Annotated in this window: 13 protein-coding genes and 1 tRNA gene; 4 read left to right on the top strand and 10 right to left on the bottom strand. The window is 53.3% G+C overall.

What is annotated here, in order from left to right; genetic code table 11:
* Window positions 1-88: 88 nt before the first annotated feature.
* Window positions 89-736: a GntR family transcriptional regulator gene (locus AC2FGE_RS13870; RefSeq protein ID WP_496819801.1), complete on the bottom strand. Its 648-nt coding sequence runs from the start codon at window positions 734-736 to the stop codon at window positions 89-91.
* Window positions 737-766: 30 nt separating this feature from the next.
* Window positions 767-1,462 carry a M48 family metallopeptidase gene (locus AC2FGE_RS13865; protein ID WP_496819800.1) on the bottom strand — a complete coding sequence of 232 codons (696 nt, stop codon included), beginning with the start codon at window positions 1,460-1,462 and terminating at the stop codon, window positions 767-769.
* Between the two features lie 100 nt (window positions 1,463-1,562).
* On the opposite strand from AC2FGE_RS13865, the gene AC2FGE_RS13860 reads away from it, so the two are divergent.
* From AC2FGE_RS13860 to AC2FGE_RS13850, 3 genes are all read left to right on the top strand, one after another.
* Complete coding sequence (locus AC2FGE_RS13860; protein WP_496819799.1) at window positions 1,563-1,889, top strand: TIGR02300 family protein; 327 nt, start codon at window positions 1,563-1,565, stop codon at window positions 1,887-1,889.
* A 141-nt stretch (window positions 1,890-2,030) separates the two neighbouring features.
* Window positions 2,031-2,106 (top strand) — tRNA-Ala (locus AC2FGE_RS13855).
* 318 nt (window positions 2,107-2,424) lie between these two features.
* Entirely contained in the window at window positions 2,425-3,783 is a 1,359-nt protein-coding gene (locus tag AC2FGE_RS13850; RefSeq protein ID WP_496819798.1) for an FRG domain-containing protein, read from the top strand.
* 228 nt (window positions 3,784-4,011) lie between these two features.
* Here AC2FGE_RS13850 and AC2FGE_RS13845 read toward each other — a convergent pair whose 3' ends face one another.
* The 8 genes from AC2FGE_RS13845 to AC2FGE_RS13810 all read right to left on the bottom strand — a co-directional run bounded on the left by AC2FGE_RS13845 (window position 4,012) and on the right by AC2FGE_RS13810 (window position 17,292).
* Window positions 4,012-6,045 (bottom strand): tetratricopeptide repeat-containing sulfotransferase family protein, encoded by a 2,034-nt coding sequence (locus tag AC2FGE_RS13845; protein WP_496819920.1) that lies wholly within the window; start codon window positions 6,043-6,045, stop codon window positions 4,012-4,014.
* A 191-nt stretch (window positions 6,046-6,236) separates the two neighbouring features.
* Window positions 6,237-9,788 carry a beta strand repeat-containing protein gene (locus AC2FGE_RS13840; RefSeq protein WP_496819797.1) on the bottom strand — a complete coding sequence of 1,184 codons (3,552 nt, stop codon included), beginning with the start codon at window positions 9,786-9,788 and terminating at the stop codon, window positions 6,237-6,239.
* Between the two features lie 265 nt (window positions 9,789-10,053).
* Window positions 10,054-10,557: a helix-turn-helix transcriptional regulator gene (locus AC2FGE_RS13835; protein WP_496819796.1), complete on the bottom strand. Its 504-nt coding sequence runs from the start codon at window positions 10,555-10,557 to the stop codon at window positions 10,054-10,056.
* Window positions 10,558-10,870: 313 nt separating this feature from the next.
* Complete coding sequence (locus AC2FGE_RS13830; protein WP_496819795.1) at window positions 10,871-11,518, bottom strand: hypothetical protein; 648 nt, start codon at window positions 11,516-11,518, stop codon at window positions 10,871-10,873.
* Between the two features lie 546 nt (window positions 11,519-12,064).
* On the bottom strand, window positions 12,065-12,712 hold the full coding sequence (locus AC2FGE_RS13825) for a hypothetical protein (RefSeq protein WP_496819794.1): 648 nt from the start codon (window positions 12,710-12,712) through the stop codon (window positions 12,065-12,067).
* Window positions 12,713-12,785: 73 nt separating this feature from the next.
* Window positions 12,786-13,403: a hypothetical protein gene (locus AC2FGE_RS13820; protein ID WP_496819793.1), complete on the bottom strand. Its 618-nt coding sequence runs from the start codon at window positions 13,401-13,403 to the stop codon at window positions 12,786-12,788.
* A 358-nt stretch (window positions 13,404-13,761) separates the two neighbouring features.
* On the bottom strand, window positions 13,762-14,127 hold the full coding sequence (locus tag AC2FGE_RS13815) for a helix-turn-helix domain-containing protein (protein WP_496819792.1): 366 nt from the start codon (window positions 14,125-14,127) through the stop codon (window positions 13,762-13,764).
* Window positions 14,128-14,523: 396 nt separating this feature from the next.
* Entirely contained in the window at window positions 14,524-17,292 is a 2,769-nt protein-coding gene (locus tag AC2FGE_RS13810) for an autotransporter outer membrane beta-barrel domain-containing protein (protein ID WP_496819791.1), read from the bottom strand.
* Between the two features lie 329 nt (window positions 17,293-17,621).
* Between AC2FGE_RS13810 and AC2FGE_RS13805 the strand changes: the two genes are divergently transcribed.
* On the top strand, window positions 17,622-19,718 hold the full coding sequence (locus AC2FGE_RS13805; protein ID WP_496819790.1) for a tetratricopeptide repeat-containing sulfotransferase family protein: 2,097 nt from the start codon (window positions 17,622-17,624) through the stop codon (window positions 19,716-19,718).
* The last annotated feature ends 325 nt before the right edge of the window (window positions 19,719-20,043 follow it).

Below are 20,043 nucleotides of genomic sequence, written 5' to 3'. Positions count from 1 at the left end.
ATTTGCCTCAGCCTAGCGCAGAGCGCGCGTGCAAACCAGAACGACAGCAAGGGTCAGGTGCGAATTCGACAGGTCGGCGGTTCATCGCCTAACTGACCAGCAATCGTAAGCCCTGTGTCACGTCCGAACGCACGGCAAGGCGCAGACCGGGCTCATCCCCGGCCTTGAGCGCGGCTATGATCAACTTGTGATAATGCGGCGGCTCTGTACGGCGCAGCCTGCCATAAAGTGCACGCATCGTAGGGCCAAGCTGCAGCCATACGGTTTCAGCCATGGCCAACATCGCGGGGGCTTGGGCCCTCAGGTAAAGCGTGCGGTGAAACTCCAGATTGGACCGGATGTATCCCACAGCATCGCGCTTCGTTACCATCTCGGCAACGGTCATATTAATGCTATGCAAACGGTCGATCAGCGCGATATGCGCGCGCGGCAAGGCGCGGCTGGCCAGTTCGACCTCTAGCAACGCCCGCAGTGCCGCCAACTCTTCGATCCGGTCATTCGTCAGCTCTGGTGTCGACACGCGTCCCGACGAAGACAGGATCAAAGCACCTTCAGCCGCCAAACGCCGCACAGCCTCGCGCGCGGGGGTCATCGAAACGTCGAATTCTTTGCCAATCCCTCGCAGCGTCAGCGCCTCACCCGGCGAAATTTCTCCGTGCAAGATTCGGGACCGCAGGGCGCGGTACACACGATCATGCGTTGCGATTTGAGAATCTGAGGGACGTGTCGCTAACATGGCCTCTTGTGATCACAAAAAACCGCAGCGTCAACTCGCATCGGCATCAAAACGGTATCGATGTAGGGTCGCGCCATGCTCGCGCAACCAGCGGCGCGGTGTGTCATAGGGCCCAAAAATGCGATCGACCTGCGCCCAGAACGCGGGCGAATGGTTCATCTCAACCAGATGCGCCACCTCATGCGCCGCGACATAATGCAGAACCTCGGGCGGCGTGAGGATCAGCCGCCACGAGAACATCAAGCCCCCATCGGAACTGCACGACCCCCAGCGCGAGCGTGTATCTCGCAGAGTCAGGCTATTGTAGGAGCGCCCCAGAATGGCGGCATAGTCATCGCAAGCTTCGGTCAGCCGATCCCGCGCAAGTTCCTTCAAGAACCGGGCCAGACGGCGCCCTTCTGACCCGGATGGAATAGCAACTTCGTTTTCGCTCAACAAAACCCGCCGGCCCGTTGCGCCTACGATTCGACGTTCGCGCCCTTCAACCGGGATGATGCCGCCAACGCGCACTTGTTCGGGGTCGGGTTGACTTTCCAGATGCCGTCGAATCCAGCCCTCTTTGCTGAGCGCGAAACTCAGCGCCTCTGTCTCGGGCACGCCATGCGGATAAGTTAGCGTAACCCGCCCATCCAATTGGGAAATCCGCAGGCTGATCCGCCGCGCCCGCGCCGATTTGCGCAACGTCAGTGGTACAGGCGGCGTACCCGGCAACGCATGTTCTCCCATATACCGACCTCTTCCGCGCAAAGGCTTTGACAGTGCCCGCCGCCTGTGGCAGGTGAACTGAATCTTTAAGACGACTCACCTGATATCAAGGGGATTTGACATGCCCAAGGAAGAATGGGGTGTAAAGCGCGTTTGCCCGACCACCGGTAAGCGGTTTTATGACCTGAATAAAGACCCGATCGTCAGCCCCTACACGGGCGAGGTTGTGGAACTTGTAACCGGCAAAAGCCGGATGATCGCAGCTGATGCCGAAGATGCGGCAACGGCCAAAGCGCGCGAGAACGCGTCCGAAGACGATCTGGTACTGGAAGATGACGAAGACGTTGATGTGGATCTTGACGACGATCTGCTGGATGATGACGATGACAGCAACGATGACGTGTCGTTGGATGACATCAAGGATATGTCTTCGGAAGACGAAAACTGATCTGTGCCCCGAGGCGGCCAGAAGCGGCCTCGGGACATCTCTAGAATGCTGACGGAAAGTTTGGCGCGTTTCCATTTTTGGACTTGCACTCACCGCCGCCGTCTCATAAACGTCCGCCCACTGCTGCGGCAGTATCTAGATGGGGCCTTAGCTCAGTTGGGAGAGCGCTTGCATGGCATGCAAGAGGTCAGGGGTTCGACTCCCCTAGGCTCCACCAAATCCTAACTGGAAAATTCTCCATAGTTCTTCCTTTAATTCGCGTGTTCCTTCCGCTTTGTGGCTCAATCGATGTTTTCTGGCAAAGTGCGCGATCGATCACCACGCCCCCCCTTAATCGCGATCCTAAGGTTACTGATTGCGCAGCAAGTACTTCTCATCGATGGCCAGGGCAGAGATTTGGCGTGTCTATGCGGATGAGCGACATTTCTTTCATCCCAAGATAGCGGTAACGTGAGCCACAGGTGTGATGTCGATGGAAATACCGTCCGGTTTGGCGTCGCGTTAAACGACTTGGCAGGCGCAAGGAATTGGACGAATGGCGGAAAGCTTCAACTACATCTCATTCGGCAATTGGGAAAAAGTCGAAGGGAACGTCGATGTCGTCACAATGCTCCGAGGTCGTATGTTCGAATACACGCCTTCTGACACGGAGAAGCGGCTTGAAAACCTCGATGTCGATGCCACCGCTTTTCTCGAAACACTGCCAACATTTCTCTGTAGCGAGATAAAGCCTGCCGGAAACGCAGTCTCTATGCTTATCAAGTATGGCCGAATCTCCAACATCACAAGTGGGCGCAAGGAGGTCTCCGTGACCTTCGAGACGCAGATCGACTTTGGCGAAGTTACCTTCGATGACATGGAGACAGCCGGATCGATTTTCGGCGCAGATAAATTCCAACTTTACCGCACACACTGGGCAGTCCGGGAAGGCGACGCGCAAGAAGTGCTGTCCAGATTGGCCAATTGCAAACCCGATCTTGCTGATCTAATCGCGAACCTCGAGGCGACCGCTGTAGTCGGGGCAGCAATTCTGCCCCCACCGCGCGACAAGAAGATCCTTGGCGTAGCGGAGAGCGTAGAGACGTTCCTTCAATTGCTCTACGCTTCGCCGGTAAAACCGTCGACAGAGACTTTCTTCCGTGGCCACAGCGACGCCACTTATGAACTTACACCTTCGCTTCTGCGCAAATGGGATAACGGCGACTGGCAATTCATGCCAAGCGAGGATCGCCTGTGCAAAGAGCTATTAATCGCGCATCATGATGAGTTCCAGGGCGACCAGTATTGCTTCGACCGCCTTGTGCGAATGCAGCACTACGGTTTGCCGACGCGGCTGCTTGACATCTCCGGTAATCCGCTGGTGGCATTGTTTTTCGCCTGCTCCAGCAAGCCTAAGACAGACGGTGAGGTAATCGTCTTTCCTGTCGGATCGAGTGGCGTGAAATACTACGACTCCGATACTGTTAGTTGCCTGTCGAACCTCTCTAACCTTACCTACGCGCAGAAGAACGACATTAATCTCAGCCTCGAATTGGAAACTTTCAATGAGACCGACGCAGTCGGAAAGCTGCTTCACCACATCAAGTCAGAGAAAGGCTTCTTTGAGGGCCGGATCGTCCCAGACGATCTTGGGTCCATCATTTGCGTGAAAGCCAAGCAAACCAATACGCGCATCAAATCGCAATCCGGCGCCTTTTTGTTGTTCGGGCAAGAGGCGACACTACCCGATGCGGGCCAGGACGGGATCGAAATCAGTCGAGTCACGGTTCGTGCAAAAGAGCACATACTAGCTCAACTCGACCGGATTAATATCAATGCCACGACCGTCTATCCTAGCATCGACCAGACCGCAGTTCATCTGCGGGATCAATACCAGTTGCGGCAATCTGTCTGAGTGGCCTCGAACGCTGCACCCGAGGACGCTCCAGAGATTTGACAGAACGGTTTAGGCTACATCCACGACCTGCTTGATGGGGGCGGCCCTTACTGGTTATGAATCCTGACCCTACCGCTTTGGGCCGTGACGAGCCCGAAGAAAACCGATGCTACAATATGTGCAGATCGCAGTTTTCGGGGAACTCACGTCAAACTGAAGGTACTGATGAAGTTAGTACCCCTATCGCTAAGCGCCATTGATCGTGTCCACCAACGGGCGAAGCTGCGTCTCATACTTCCGCCACTTCTCTTTGGATGATGAGTACAACGGCTGTCGCACCTGTTGAACGCTCGCGGTGCGTACACGACGATTACTTTTGTAGAACTCAAGACATGCGTCGTCCCAAGCCAAACCGCAGTAATCGATCAATCGGCGCGCCTCAGTATTGATATCGTCAATCAACGCCTCGTACTCGATAGTGTAAAACGCATCCTTAGGTAGGACGCGAAGCCAGTGATCCATGATGCGCATGTAGTTATTGTAGTAGCGACCAAGCTCAACAAGGTCATAGCTGTGAAGCTGACTACGTTCGAAAAGCCTTGTATAGCAGGACAAACAGGTATCGAACGGGTTCCGTACGACGTGAATGACTTTGGCGTTCGGCATCAATGCGTGGATCAACCCGGTAAGTTGAAAGTTAGCGGGCATCTTATCTACGATATGCGGCATGTCGGGCGCGTGCCGGGTTAAGGCATCGACGTAGTCGTGTGCCCTTTGCCTCAACTTATCACCGCTTGCGGACTTAACCGCTGTTGGCACGTTGCTGCCTGCATCACCAAGCCTACCAAATATGTTTTGCAGATCATTCAACTCGCCTGCTCCAAATATTTTTGGATGCGCGTTCAGGATGGACTCGGTCAGCGTTGTGCCCGAGCGTGGCATCCCCAGCACAAAGATCGGTCGGTCGCTTGAAATAGCATACTCTTGCAACCGCTCGATCATGGAGTGATCGAAAGTTGCAATCAGTTCATCTGTCAGGCTGTCGGTTTCTGCTGGTTCATAGTCCGTAAGTGACCGCTTGATATCAGCACCGCGTTTGAACTGCTCAAAAGCATCATCATGACGCTTCAGTCTTTCGTAGCACTCGCCCAAGGCGTAGTGATAGGCTGCAGCCTTCTGCGGAAGCATTGATGAAGCGTTTGGCAGTGCGTCCTCCAGTGTCAAGAAAACGGCGCTGTCCGGAGTCACTTTCTCTAGTTTTGCCAGTGCAATTGTGGCGCTCAGCTGGTCGTCAGTCGTTTCTGCGGCCAGTTCAAAATGCGCGCGCGCGTCTTCGAAGTTACCACGTTCGATTTCCAAATACCCAAGCGCCATGCGGCTGGATGACAGACTCGGTTTCAGGCCCAGTGCTTTCTCATGAAAGCCAATTGCGACCTCGGTATCGCCAAGATGCGCCTTGGACAAACCGATCTGATGACACGCCGCCGCACTTTCCGGATCTAGTCGCAAGGCATGCTCTGCCTCAATTAACGCAAGCTTAGGGTGGTTTTTTTCAAAGAGAACCTGCGACAACCCGACATAGCTGTCAGCTTTGTCGTCTTGCAGCGAGATCGCAGTCCGGAAGGAATTTTCCGCCTTGTCCAGGTTGTTTTCCAGCAAGAAAACCCGGCCAGAATTGCGATGTAGTTCTGCATCATGAGGGAACCGTGCGAGCTGTTCTTCCGCCGCGCGACGCGCCTCGACGACATTCTCTGCCTCTATCAAAACCGAAACCAGGTTGTTGGCGGATTCAGACGAGCCCGGATTAATCCTAAGGGCCTTGCGATAATACTCCACCGCTTTGTCTCGCTTCCCGTTGTCACGCGCGATACTTCCGAGATTGTTTATGGCCCGATCAAGTTCTGGGTCCAGCGCTAGCGCTCGTTCCTGAGAGGCCTCTGCTTCTACCAGTTTCTCCTGATCATAATAGACAAGGCCCAGATTAGAGTGCGCTGCAGCATTTCCCGGTGCCAAACTGACGGCGCGCCTACCGATTTCTGACGCTTCGTTCAGACGACCCGCAGAACGAAGGATTTCGGTGAAATTGGTCAGAAAGTTTACATTGTTGGGCTGCAGTTGGACCGCCTCGGTCATCGCTTTGACGGCAGGCTCAATCTGGCCTGTCTGAAAGGCGATCAAACCCAGCATCTGGTGGGCTGTTGCGTGTTGCGGAACCGCCCGAACGATTTCAGAGAAGAGCTGAACAGCCAGCTTCAGCTGACCATCCTGATAAAGTGCCATACCATGCCGAAAGGCGTCCTGAACCGACATTTCCTTGCCCTGAGACATCCTGAGACTTCCAATCTCCGATTTAGGAACCTGAAACTAATTTGCTGGCCCCGTGCAGGGACCAGCATACTTCGAGATACGAATACCGAAGAACTCTGGGTAGTGTTACCCAGAATTCTTGGGGGGCGCAAACTCAGCCCGCCTCAGAACCGCCATTCATACGAGGCCCAAATCGCTTGGGTAGAAACATCTGCGGCAATGGTTGAACGGGCCTCCAGCAAGAAGTTACCGCCATGATCGAACGCCTTTTCATAACCGATACCAAGTTCGCCAAAAGTATCAACACCGCTACCGGTCGAAGCCAGAGTGAGCGTATTCCCGAAGATGGCAACATCGATAGATGTTGGTGCATCCGCGTCCTGACGAACCGCAGTAAGCGACGCCGACAGCGTTCCGCCAGCAACTGAGGTCGACAGAAGACCGCCGATACGAATTTCGTTGAACGTTATGTCTTGACCACCCACTGTAGCATTGGATGCCGAGCCCGTTTCCGTATAGCCATCAAGTTTCTGCTGACCATAAAGAAAGCTTGCGCGAGGAGTAATTTCCATTCCGTTGCTCAGGGCAAACTCCCGTTCTGCAGCGATCAAAGCGGTTATGATATCGCTGGAATAGCTGGCGTCGGCATCATTAGAACCCGCGACCTGTCTGGTTTGCTTTGTGTCGAGGTTGCCATATCCCAACCCAAAGCTAAGGTCGGCAAAGCCGAAATTCTGCGCCACAATTGCGCTGACATAACCCCCAGAGGTGTCGAAATCATTAGCGCCAAAGTTGCCGTCATTTTTTAGATAGCTGGCGCTGAACCCATATCGCAATCCAGCCCCCAAATCGCGGGTCAGCCCCGCAGTGACGTTCCACATGTTAGACGAAAGATCTGGTGTGTCACCATCTGCATCCGCGTCGCTGCGGCTGCCGTTGACCAACACAAAGGGGCGGAAACCCTCAATCGGACCGCTACCGCGTGTGCTGAGTCTAACATTGTCGCCGAAAGACGGTGCGGTGCCAATCTGATCTGCAAGCGTATAGGACAGCCGTGCAATATCGAAGCTTTGCTGAATGTTCGGCTGGATGTTTTCGGCGTCAAAACTCGCATAGACCGGAGCGCTTCCACCTTGACCATCGATGAACCAGCCCTGAGACGGGCGCGTTACAATGGTCTGAAACGTCCCATTGGCCGTGTCATCGTCCTGAAAACGATAGACGGCATCCTGCCCGACATGTGTGAGGTTCACATTGTGGGCCGCAACTCGAATGGTCTGGTCAATTGTAGCGGTGGTTTCAACGTTCAACGTACCTGAGCCGCTATCCAGATAGATACCATAGTTTCTGCCAGAACCGGATACTGAGATATCGCCCGTGACATCCAGCGTACCCGTCAGATTGTCGACATAGATACCATAAGCCTCCGCGATTGCGGCCTCTGCCTGCACGTTGATCGTTCCGGTATGATCGAGTGTTCCGGCCAGAGACCCAGCTTGAATACCGTAGGCCTGCGCGGTCCCGGTCGCATTACCACTGATCCGGGCGACTACGTCGATTGTGCCTGAGTTAGATACTTCTCCGGAAACGCTATCCGTCAACAGACCCACAGCCAAGGCTGTGGCGCTAGAAGATGCGCTGGCTGTGGCAGAGGCCCGAATCACGCCGCTGTTGGAAACCAGCCCGCCTGCCAGCACATTCGCAGGTGAAATGCCGATGGCATCAGCCGAGCTGCCGGATGTACGCGCCGCAACCGTGATCGTACCAGTATTACTTAGTTCTCCAAAAACAAAGAGCGACGTGATCCCCTCGGCACTGGCGTTGGTTCCGGAACTTTCAGCTTTGACCGAAATTGTACCCGCATTTTGCAGTGTACCGCGTAAGAAAACGGCAGAGACTCCGTGAGCCTCAGCCGAGCTGTTCGCGGAAGCCGAGGCGGCAATTGTTCCAGAATTGAGAACTGTTGCGCCCAGGTTGATCGAAGGCATTGTAACTCCGGTAGCGGATGCACTGGTACCATGCGATATAGCGGTGGCCCCAATCGTGCCTGTGTTTTCGAAGGTCCCATCAATGCCCGAGAGACTGAGGCCCAACGCTGATGCATAGAACCTGTCCGAATTGGCGGTGGCTGTAACCACCCCAGAATTGCTGAGCGAACCGCCAATATTTGAAAGCCGAATACCTGCGGCAAGGGCTGAGCTGCTACCAAAAGCATTCACTGTCAGGCTACCGCTGTTGGTGACAGTACCGGCGACATCAACCTGACCGCCGGATATTCCAGCGGCGAAGGCGGTTGTCCCATCGGCCTGCGCAAAGATGTTGCCGCTATTTGCGAAAGCGCCGTTTATATCAGCTGTCTCAATCCCCAAGGCCGAGGCAACAGAGCCCGTAGAGCTGGCAGCAACCGTGATGTTGCCACTGTTGCTAAATGATCCATCAATATCCCGTGTTCGAATACCACGAACCGAAGCCGCAGACGTGGCAGTTACGTTTGCTGTCAGGGTGCCGCTGTTCTGAACTGTTCCGTCAATGTTGGCAAAATCTAGCACGTCAGCAGAAGCGTTGGCGCTTGTGCCCATAGCCTGGACTGTGATGTTGCCCGTGTTGCTAAAGCTGCCGCCTGCGGACACACGTCCTGCGTCGATTCCATCAATTTGTGCGCTACCCGCCCGTGCGACGCCCAACAGTGTACCCGTGTTCAGAAAGCTACCACCGATAGTCAGCGCCTCGATAATGTCAAAAGAGGCCCCTGTACTGCTGCCGCCTGCCAACGAAATCGTCAGATCACCGTGGTTCTCGAAACGCCCTTGGATATCAAGTGCCTCTATCACGTCCCCGTTGACGCTCCCCGCTGCAACACCTGTCACAGCGATGGCGGCAGAGTTGATCAGCGTACCGTTCAGATTGCTCACGCTGATCCCGTCAACCGTCGCGTTCGCATCGCTGACAGCGTCCACAACAATACGCCCAGTGTTTTCAAGGGTGCCGTTCAGATCAGATAATTGAATGCCATCAGCAGACGCAATCGATCCCTGCGTTTGCACCCGCACCGTTATCAGACCCGAATTGCGTATCGTGCCGTCGACCGTACTGATCTCGATTCCATTGGCCAGAGCCCGCGTACTTACGTCGACATTCACGTCAATCGTGCCGCTGTTGCTGACAGTGCCCGAGACCGAGTTTGCCGAGATACCAGCAGCCGTTCCGAATGTCAGCGCAGAGTTCGCGATCTGAATCGTTCCCATATTGCTGACAGTACCGGCAACATCGCCCACCACGCTAATCCCCCTCAGATCAGCGCTGTCGCCAGCGGATTCACCCAGCCTGATGATATTGGAGTTCGTAACCGAACCCGAGACATCCCCGCCCATCAGGATTCCTGCCCGGTCACGCACCAGGCCCGATGTAGATACCAACGTGCCTTCGTTGCTCAGGGTGCTTGAATAGTCCCCAACGTTGATCTGCATCAGCCCCGGCCCTGAAAGCGGATCGACAAGGATAGCACCCGTTGCCGTCACGGTATGGTCCTCATCCAAAGAGCTTACAAACGGGGTGCTCTGCGGCACATTTATGGTATCTGATTGCACCACGGATGCCGAGAGCGCCAGCGTCGACACCGATCCCATAAACAACGCGGGAGCGATGCTCGCGACTTTACCCTTCCATTTGGTCACACGCCCCCCGCGCACCGCTGCGCGATCCTGCTGTACTGTCACTTTTCCCGCCTCATTTGCTTAGGATTTCAGTCCTGAAACCCGTGGGTTCATCGTTGCAGCTCTGCCCACGTGGTCTGATCCGCGCCACAACGTGACACAGGTTCGAACCGGGTTATAGCGGCAAAAGGGGCGGGAATACGGCCATATGGGCCGCATAAACCTTTAGTTTATGCGCTGTCTGCCAGAAGTTTATGAGCCACCTCACTTAGAGTCTCAGACAGGAACCTGGGCGAGGCTATATGGACCCGCATTCCTCTAATTCTGATCACGCCGCCCTGCTGGAGTGAGATGAATCGGCGTCCGTGAGGTCTTCGAGAAGCGCGCTCAAAAACTGAGCTTTGTTAGCGTAGCCAGATTTTTTGTAGATCGAACTCGTCTGTGCCTTGATTGTACCTTCTTTGGCATTCCTGATTTCAGCCATTTCCGCTGTTGAACAACCTTTGATGAGCAGCCGGGCCACGTCACGTTCGGCGCTTGTAAAGGCCCAGTCGTCAAAATATGCGTTCAACAGTTCCTCGAAGGCGCTTGATGCGCGTGCGATCTTGTCTTCAAGATTATTTTGATACCGCCGCAGCTTCAGAACCTCTAGCCCCAGCACGGCAATTGCCCCAAACAAGGAAAACATGATCAATACTTCCCAAACATGAATGTCGTCCCATTCCTCAATCCAGGCAACACCCATTGCTTCGCCGATATCCTCGAACAGCATCACGCTGGCACAAAACAAGGCTGCGAAAAAAGTTAGGCTGAGACGTTTGTATGAAGGCATTTTTGATCCAGTCGTTGCATTGAGGGGGCTACCTATAAGGATAGGGGAGACCAAACAAGGTTGAAGCGGAACCTCTAGGTTTTCTGCATTCAGCCTTCAAAACAGAGGTGATACACTGCCCAGTGTTTCGACCCATAGAGTCAGGATGCATCAATTTCTCCTGCACCACAAGATTTACGGCTCCCACAAACGGACCTGAGCTCCTGAATCTCCTCCAGTTTTGTGTAGAGTCTGGCCAACTGAAGGACGGACAAATGAAGACGAGATTCATCGACGAACAGATCATTCAGATAATCAAGGAACAGGAAGCTGATCAAACGTTCAATTTAGATTCCAAAATCCGGATCAAATTCACGGCTAGGGTCTTAAGCGATGCCACAGGCTCGCTTTCAACGTCAAATCCATCCAAAATCTCTGCCATTAGTTGCGGTTCAGCATCGATCCATTGCTCAACCCCCAGTAACGCGCTTTCACGGCATGCGGGATTGGAGAGAGAGAGCTGAAACTTCATCACATCTGTACAATTCCGCGCGATGCCCGCTTCCGCGGCCTTTGCGGAACCCAAAGGTGAAATATCCCAAAAGAGGGAACATGCGATGTTCAGATGCCCAGGTGCTATCAAAGACTCAAGCGTCTTCGGTTCACAATGACGGTTAAAAATCTCCAAGAAGAGCGTCTTTAGATGAACCGTCAGATGGCGGCGAATCCCCAACGAAATGTTCGAGTCGGTCAGCAGATACAGGCAGTGTGAACTCGAGCTATCACAAAGCCGCCAAATGGCCCAGCCAAGACGCGCGGGGTGAGAATCGCAAAAAGCCACAAGCTCTGCGGGATGTGTCAATACGTGGGAGACATCGGACAAAAGCGTTTCTTCAGGCAGAGAGACTTCGCGGGTCGGGTCCTGAGAGAGGAGATCAAAAAATGTGGCGCTATGGCAAGAGCTGGATTTTTTAGAATTCATAAAGCTTTGCTCCGCGTGTTTGGCACCCTATCAGCGTATCGCTTAGATGGATCAGCCGGCTTGACCCTCTACGTCAATACGCAGCGTAGATTAGTTTGCACGATCAAAGTTTTCCAAACAAATTGGAGTATTTGTTGCGATACTCTGATGGGTTTTGCAAGACCATGTCAGTCATCACCCAGTTTGGTCGTGCAAATGTTCGCGGCTCGCAGGGCGGAATCTATGGCTTCCTGATGGCCTGCGTCGGTCACGCTAAAGCACTCCGCAACATATTCGCGTGCAGCAGCGCAGTCCTCATTGCGGACCTTGAAGAGTTGAAGCGTTGCACGATCAGACGGCAGTACATTTGTACAGGACCGTCTTTGATCGCATGTGGGGTGCACGTGTGCTTGTCGGTGCCTGCACTCTGCTGCGGAGCATTGATCCGCGTCATTGCAACTGGCTAATCCAGGCGATGCTGTGCCCGCGCCAAGCAGGCAAAGAGTTAAGACTTGAACCGAATGTTTCATTTGTTTCTCCTATCGGTTTGGGGGGAAATTCGGGAAGTCAGCTGAAGATGAACTTCCCACTCGAATAAGTTGCGATGACGTGCGACCCGTCCGAAATCTGCGTTGTGCTAAAATTAATGAGCGCGGTGTTCTGTAAGATGCCGAACCCCGAAATCGATCCGGCGAACAGGTGGATTTGATCTTGAATCTGAAAGCTACCGTACTCGCCGTTTAGAACTGTACGGTTGGAGTTTGCAAATGGGCCGCCGCTGATGGGGCTCCCGTTCAGGGAGCAGTCGCGAGCCAATCCAAAAGACAGGCTCGAATGTGAACTATTGTTCGACACATAGTATGTTGTCGAGTTAGTCCCGCCAGGGGTTTGAACCGGTCCGAAGCCACTGTCGGAATAGGGATATACCGCACCCGTACTCACATTTGACACCGAATTTGACCTTACGATAGCGGTGCCGCAGGTCGCTTGATCGGATTGGTAGATCACAACGCCCGAATCCCAGGTCAGTGTTGTGTTTTCGGCCGGAGCAACGGTGACCCAGACAACTTCGGGCACCTCGCTGGTTACGACATTGGCCGCAATGTTGCCGCTGAACGCAGCGGACGACACTTCCTGAACAATCGCCACATTCTGGCCAGCTAAAGTTAATGCTGACACATCGGACGTACTGATTTTGATATCGAGCTGGTACATGGCCGGACTGCTGGATTGAAGGTCTCGGATACGTCTTCGGAGGGTATTCTCCGAAGACGCGCGATCCGCGATGTCAGCCGTAGCTCACGAAGGTGAACGTATTGTTCGAGTCGTTGTAGCCGATATTGGCCGTGGAGTTCTGACTGCTAAGTTGAACGGGCAGTGCGTCGCCTGCGATTTGTGACAACACGACACCGTTGTTCTGGATGGATGACACCCAGATCGAAACATTTTCGATGGGCGTGAAGCTTGCAGTCTGATTGTAAGGCACCTTCACAGCATTCAGCGCGGCCATCGATACGGCACCGCCATTCACTGTGGCCTTCTGTGCCAGCCCCATAGTCCAAGCGTTGGGCGATTGCTGCTCATTCTTGGTTTCAAAGGCACCACCGGTATCCTGACCGGAGGATGAAAAAGTGGCTGACGAGTCATAAGTGTAGAGCAACCCCGACTGCACAGGCGCATCGGTATTGGACGATAAGCCGATAGTTGCCCCACCTTGGGCCATATTTGTGGAAGCATAGATGTAATAATCTTCTTCCCACGTGACAGAAATATGCTGCGCTGGCTCGAATGAAATCCAGGCCGTGGCCAGATTGCCTGCAACCAAGGATGTCGTCACCGTCTTGGCAATGCTGATCGTTTCGCCCTGGATTTGCTTCAGGCCTTGTGAATCGATGTTGATATCCAAAGTATATGTAGTCATTTCAATCTCCGAAGTCTCTATGTGTGCACACAATGTGCATTGGTTGCTCAGCGACCGGCGCGATAGATATGGGGGGACAAATTCGCCGACCGCTGCACAATCAAGCGTAGAAACTTAGATGTAAGTTTGCGACTTAAGGGTGTTTCTTGATGGTAAAATCGACCGGAATTTTTTCTGTTGGTAAAAATGCAGGTTGGGAAACGGGGTTGTAATCTGAAACAAAACCAAAATGCGAAGTGCCAAATTTTCCAGCTTATCAGGGTCTTTGGCACTTCGCCTCCTCTTGCTTGTCGAGCGAAAATGCAGCTACCGGTCAGGCAGTTCTAATTTCTTACACTATGGGTTACCGATCGGGCGCCTGCGACGTTTCAGGTATCTCATGCACTAGGTTAAGCAGGAGCTTTGAGAATCGTTTCGGGCGGATTCGGAGTAGCAGTACAAGCTCCTGCTCTGTTCGAGAAAGATCGAAGCCGTGATGATTTTTCGGCTCGCCAAGCCCGAGAAGCAACCAGTCTAAGGACACATCGAGCCTGGTGGCAAATCGGCAGATGTTTTCGAGCGAAAAACTATGCCCGTATCTCCACTTTGAAAGTGCTGCCGGTGAAACACTGAGTTCTGCGGCAAGTGAAAGCAGTTTTGGTTTCCCTGCTATCTTGATTGCATATCTAATACGTTCGCCACGTTCTTTTGAGGCGTTGGGGTAAGTCATTGAATGTTCCTCTTAAAATGTTGGAACATACAACCTAAGGTTAAAACACGTCATCTTATCAGTATTTCTAAGCGAATATCAGGCTCGGCATTTTAGAATACAAACAGCTAAATCTGGTACTAAATTCAGTGTATTGAAAGGCCGCTTTCAAAAAGCGGCCCAGCGTCAAAGAGCGAGCAACGACAAGTTTGTCCGCGTCTTTCCTGTTCGCAAAAGGTGATGCGAATGGCAGCGTTTTCCGACAACGGGCGTTCGTGCATTGGGCGGCGAAAAAACCAGATGATCCCATTTTGCTTGATGCTGCAATACCAACGAATGGCAGCGTACTAGCAGGGCGACGTCCAGCTGGGTTAGTGCTCTGCGGCACCACTTGGGATGCCGCAGAATGTTTTGTCGTTAGAAAGACCAACGAAGGCCTGCGCGCAGAAATGGACCCTGTGCGTCGTTGCCGATCTCCTGCTCGGCGTTCAATTCCAAACGCATATCCTGAGCAAGATCCTTCTCATACCCAACTGCGATGCGCGCACCTGTGAAGTCGGTAGACGCAAAAACCAGCGACTGGGTTGAAGAGAACACCGTTACATCCGTTTCGGAGTTGCCAAGATCGCGTCGAAGCACACCGCTTAGCTGCGCGCTCAGAAGTCCGCCATTGGCAAACTGCTTCTCGGCCTCAACACCCAACTGCGCTTCGATGACCTCAGTCGTCACGTCCCCAACTGTTGCGTTCGCGCTTGAACCGGTTTCGGTATAGCCGTCGTCCTGCTGGTTGGTGTAACGGGCATTCGCAAAGCCAAGCAGCCCGAAATCGCCGCTGATGTCGAAATCACGCTCGACCGCGACATGGGCGGTAAACAGCCTGCTGTCATAGTCCGCATTAGCATCGTCGCTGCCGCCGATCTGTCGGCTGCGATCCGTCGACAACCAGCCATACCCTAGCCCTGCTTCAAACGTGTAGGCACCCGCCTGTCGGCCCAAAGCAGCGTCAAAATAAAAGCCGGTCGTGTCGAAGTCTGTGGTATCAGTATCTCCATCGGCCGAGAACACACCCATGCCGACAGCCAATGCAAGGCCGTTGTCCATACGCCCTGTAAAGCCGGCACTTCCGTTGAATATCGACACATCCGTATCCGGACTGGAATCGGATTCGAACTCTCGATACTCGGCGCTGATCAGAGCAAATGGCCGGAACCCAGCAAAAGTTGCGCCCTGCGCAACTTCTGGCGAACTGGCATAGCTTAGCGCGTTACCGCTGCTACCCACCGCGCTACCGAAGGCGGCAACGACATCACCTGAGAGTGCGATGTCATTGGTGTCGACACTCGCGTAGACAGGAGCCGCTCCGCCTTCGTCTTCGACAAACCAACCCGACCCTTCATTCGACACCGTAGTCGTGAAAACACCCGCGCCAGGTGCAGCATCTTCAAAGCGGAAGATGGCGCTGCCACCTTGGGCGTCGAGGTTCACGTTGTGCGCGTTGACCCTGATGAGGCCCTGCACATCATCCCCGGTATCAGCGTTCAGCGTACCCGAACCAGAACCGAGATAGACGGCATAGACTTCATCATTGCCAGATACCCGAATGGTTCCCAGGCTATCGATCGTACCGTCGAAATTGTCGAACTGAATACCGGCAGCACGTGTTCCCGAGACACCGGTGGCACTTGCCGTAATTTCACCTGTGTTCGTGAACGATCCCTGCATGTCGCTGGCATAAACTCCAATCCCAGTCGATTGGTCCCCGGTCGTCATCCCACCTTCGGCTGCAACAGTGATGCTGCCAGAGTTCGTGATGTCCCCGGTGGCAATTTCGTCAACATAGATTCCGTAGGCTTCGGCTTCGGTATCACGCGAGATTGCTGTGGCTGTGATCACACCCGAGTTCGTGATTGTACCACTCAGATTGTCTGTAAGATACACGCCAGCCGCTGTCGCAGAATCCTCGGCAGCTTCGGCTCGCAGCGTCATGGTTCCCGAATTGGTGACTGTGCCCGAGACGTCATCGCCGATATAGATACCTGACGCTGTCGCTTCGGAGCCCGTGTTGAGCGATTGAGCCGTGCCGGTGATCGTTCCGGAGTTGATGACGGTGCCAGCGACGAGGTCTTCAAGGTAGAACCCCCCTGCATAGGCTTCATCATCGGTATCCGCACTTGCAAAAGCGGTGATCGTTCCGCTGTTGATGATTGTCGCGCCAGCCAGCGTGTGATCATCGACGTGGATACCATATGCTGACGCATCAGATTCAACGCCAAGTGCAGTTACTTTGATCGTACCGCTATTTTCGAGCCGCCCTGACAGATCACTATCAACCGAAATGCCGTAGGCGATAGCCTCGTATGTCGACGGCGCAGACGCAAAGATATCCAGCGTGCCTGTGTTGCTAATAACCCCCGCTGCGTCGCCATCAACGAAAATACCAAAGGCGGATGCAGTACTGTCGCTCGTGGTGATGGCGACCGACTTAATTGTGCCCGAGTTCAGGATTTCACCGGTTTCCAGCAGGTCATCTTCGACATAGATGCCCCAAGCATAGGCATAATCGTCTGCGAAAGATCTTGCACGTACGTCGATTGTACCTGTGTTCCTGATCGAACCGGCAACGTCACCATCCACTGCGATGCCATAGATTGACGCGGTGCTACCGGATGTGATCAACGCGTCGACTTTGATCGTGCCTGTGTTCAAGATTTCTCCGGTCTCGGTGAGGTCTCCGTCGACATAAATGCCCCAGGCTTCGGCATCACCATCCGTCGACAGCACATCCACGTCGATCGTGCCGTTGTTCACGATCGAACCAGCAACGTCACCGTTGATTTGTATCGCGTAGATATCCTCGGGATCAGACCCTGTGATATCCAGTGAGATCGTGCCATTATTGATAAGCGCGCCGCCTTCGAGCAGGTTGCCATCCAATAGAAGCCCTGTCGCCGTGTCGGTTGCGGTCGCTACAACCGAAATCGACCCATTATTGGTGAAGGTGCTTGAATAGTCCGGAAGGATCGTAAGCGCAGCTGCAATCGAAGACGTGATCTCGATGGCGCCCGTAGCGGTTATCTCATGGTTTGCATCCGTGGTAAAAACCTGAGGCGTGGTCACAACGGTTGAGATCGTATCAGCCTGCGCCACACCTGCAGCCAACGCGATGATTGAGACCTGCGCCAACATCGCAGCAGGAGCCGCACTGACGATTTGGCCTTTCCACTTGAAAAGGCGCCCCCCACGGAGCTTGAGGGCATCCGCCCCCGTTCGAATTTTTGATATGTACTATCCCGTTCGAGTTTTTTGTCTTTTTTTTCGAAGCCCTGCGCGCACTCGCGCAGTGCCTCGCTTATGAGATGTTAAAAAACAGTTAATGAATGTGCAATCTGTCAATTATGCATTGCATTCGCTAAAATGATGCTGTTGGAAATCCGTAGGAAAACTGCAACACAGTATGGCAATTTCATGGCCTTCAAGGATAGGTCGTCCTGCGCAACTCGCCCAGAGGTAATTGAATGTCTAAAACTCAGGCGTTGTCCATCAACGAAGCCTATAATCGTGGGGTTCAAGCCTTTGAAAGCGGTGCGCTGCAGCAGGCTGTCAGTGTTCTAAACCAAGTTCTCAAAGCTGCGCCTGACTATGCGCCCGCACATCAATTGCTTGGCGTCATCGCGTTTCAAACCGGTCAGACCGTGCCTGCCGAAAATGCCATGCGCGAAGCCTGTAGATTGCAACCTAACAACGTTGGGTTCCTTTCGAATTTTACCGAAGTTTTGCGGGCAAACGGCAAGCCAGAAGACGCAATCCGCATCGGCAAACGCGCGGTCCAAATTGAGCCCGGGTCCGCAAGCGCGCATTCAAATCTTGGGTTGGCCTACTATGACTTGGGCGATCTGCCCGAGGCCGAAGCCTGCCAGAAAAGAGCGTTAGCGCTTAAGCCGGATTTGGTTGCAGCAAGTAATAACCTGGGATCTATTGCGCGAGACAACGAGGACAGCGCAGCCGCGATCGCATTCTATCGGAAAGTGCTGGAGCTGCGACCGGATTATCTGGAAAGTGTGAATAACCTCATTTCGGTGTTGATCGAAACCGAAGCCGTCGACGACGCCACGGTGCTGGCGGACGACTACCTTGCAAAAGGGTATACCTCAGCAGAGTTGCATCGGAACCGGGGGCGGCTTCATTCCTTGATATGCGAATGGGATAATGCCGAGCGCCGGTTCCGTAATGCCATTTCTCTTGATGAAAAAAAGCCTGAATCCTATGTCGGGCTCGCACAGGTTCTGACCGAAAAGAACCTGCACGAACTTGCGCTGTTAGAGGCCGAAAAAGCACAACGCATAGATCCCACCCACGCGCCCGCCTATCATTACATCGCTGTGTGCAAATCGCATCTGGGTGATCTGGATGCAGGCTTTGCCAATTACGAGAAAACTCTTGAATTAAAGCCCGACTTCTCAGCCGCAATGATTGCATTGGGCTATCTGGAGATGGAACGGGGCAGTTTTGACGCCGCGCGAATGTGGTTCAACAAAGCTGCCGAACAGGATAATGCGCGCCTAAATGCGCAAATCGCGTTAGTAAAGTTGGAAAAAGTCACCGAAGACAATTCGGCTTTTCAAGCCCTTTTGTCTGCGCTGCCTGATGCTGATAAAATGCTTCCTGAACAAGCAGTGTCGTATCATTACGCATTGGGAAAATGTTATGAGGACCTTAAGCTATATGACGATGCCTTTGCGCATTTTGCGAAAGGAGCCGCATTAAAGCGCAGCATAGTTGATTTTGATGCCGACCAAATCGAAGAAACGGCTAACGATCTGATATCGGTCTTCACGCCGGATCTGATCGAAAGGCTTCGGCACAGTGCCGTAGACAGCAGCCAACCAATCTTTGTCGTTGGTATGCCGCGGTCTGGAACTACCCTGACGGAATCGATCCTCGCCAGCCATCCAGACGTGTTTGGAGCCGGAGAGCTCAGCTACATGCATAAGCTTTTTGCCGATCAACTGCGCGGTGGAGACAAAAAGACGGGTAGTCTGATCGCAAAACTACCGGAACAAGATCTTTCGATGCGTGCTCAGCAATACATCCAGCAGCTTGATGCGTATGCCCCAGGTACAGCGCATATCGTAGACAAGATGCCGGCTAACTTTCTAATGGTAGGCCTGATTCATGCGATTATGCCCAATGCACGGATCGTGCATGTCGCGCGCAATCCACTGGATACATGCCTATCTTGTTTCACGCGTGTGTTTCAACGCAGCCAGTACCACAGCTATGATCAAGTTGAGCTGGGCCGCTACTTCAACGCTTATGTGCGCGTCATGCAGCACTGGAAAGATCTACTGCCTTATGGCAGTTTTCATACCGTTCACTACGAGGGCCTAATCGAAGACATCGAGACTGAGGCACGTCGCATGGTCGAGTTCTGCGGTCTTGAGTGGGATGATCGCTGTCTTGAGTTTCATAAAGGAGAACGTCGCGTTCGCACCGCCAGCGTCCAGCAAGTTCGTCAACCGCTATACAAATCTTCCAAGGAGAAATGGCGGAACTATGAAACTCATTTATTGCCTCTCGTTCAAACAATCGGAGAGGCAAGAATTCGTTTTTGATACGTTTTGAGCGGACCACAATCTTGGACCAAAACTATTTGATAGCATGATACCGTTTTTATCGAAAATTTATTAGAAAACATGGAGCAACAAATGATCGTACCAAATCGTTGTTTGCTCCGTTTCCGGGAAGTGGACAGGAACAAACCCCTCATTGTGTATAGTGTCTTGACCAATTGAGGGAATTAACGCCCTCGCGGTTCAAGCAATGCGACGCAAATGCTGTCATTCAAAGCGGTTTTGCCAACGACTGCACTGTCCCGCGAGGCAGCCTTTTGTACTTGTTCCACTGAATGGCCACTACTCAACCAGAGATCGCTTCACA

This window comes from Ruegeria sp. YTSA075 (genome assembly GCF_059610245.1).
Note: the sequence above shows the minus strand (reverse complement) of the source record. Positions and strands in the feature narration are given on the sequence as shown.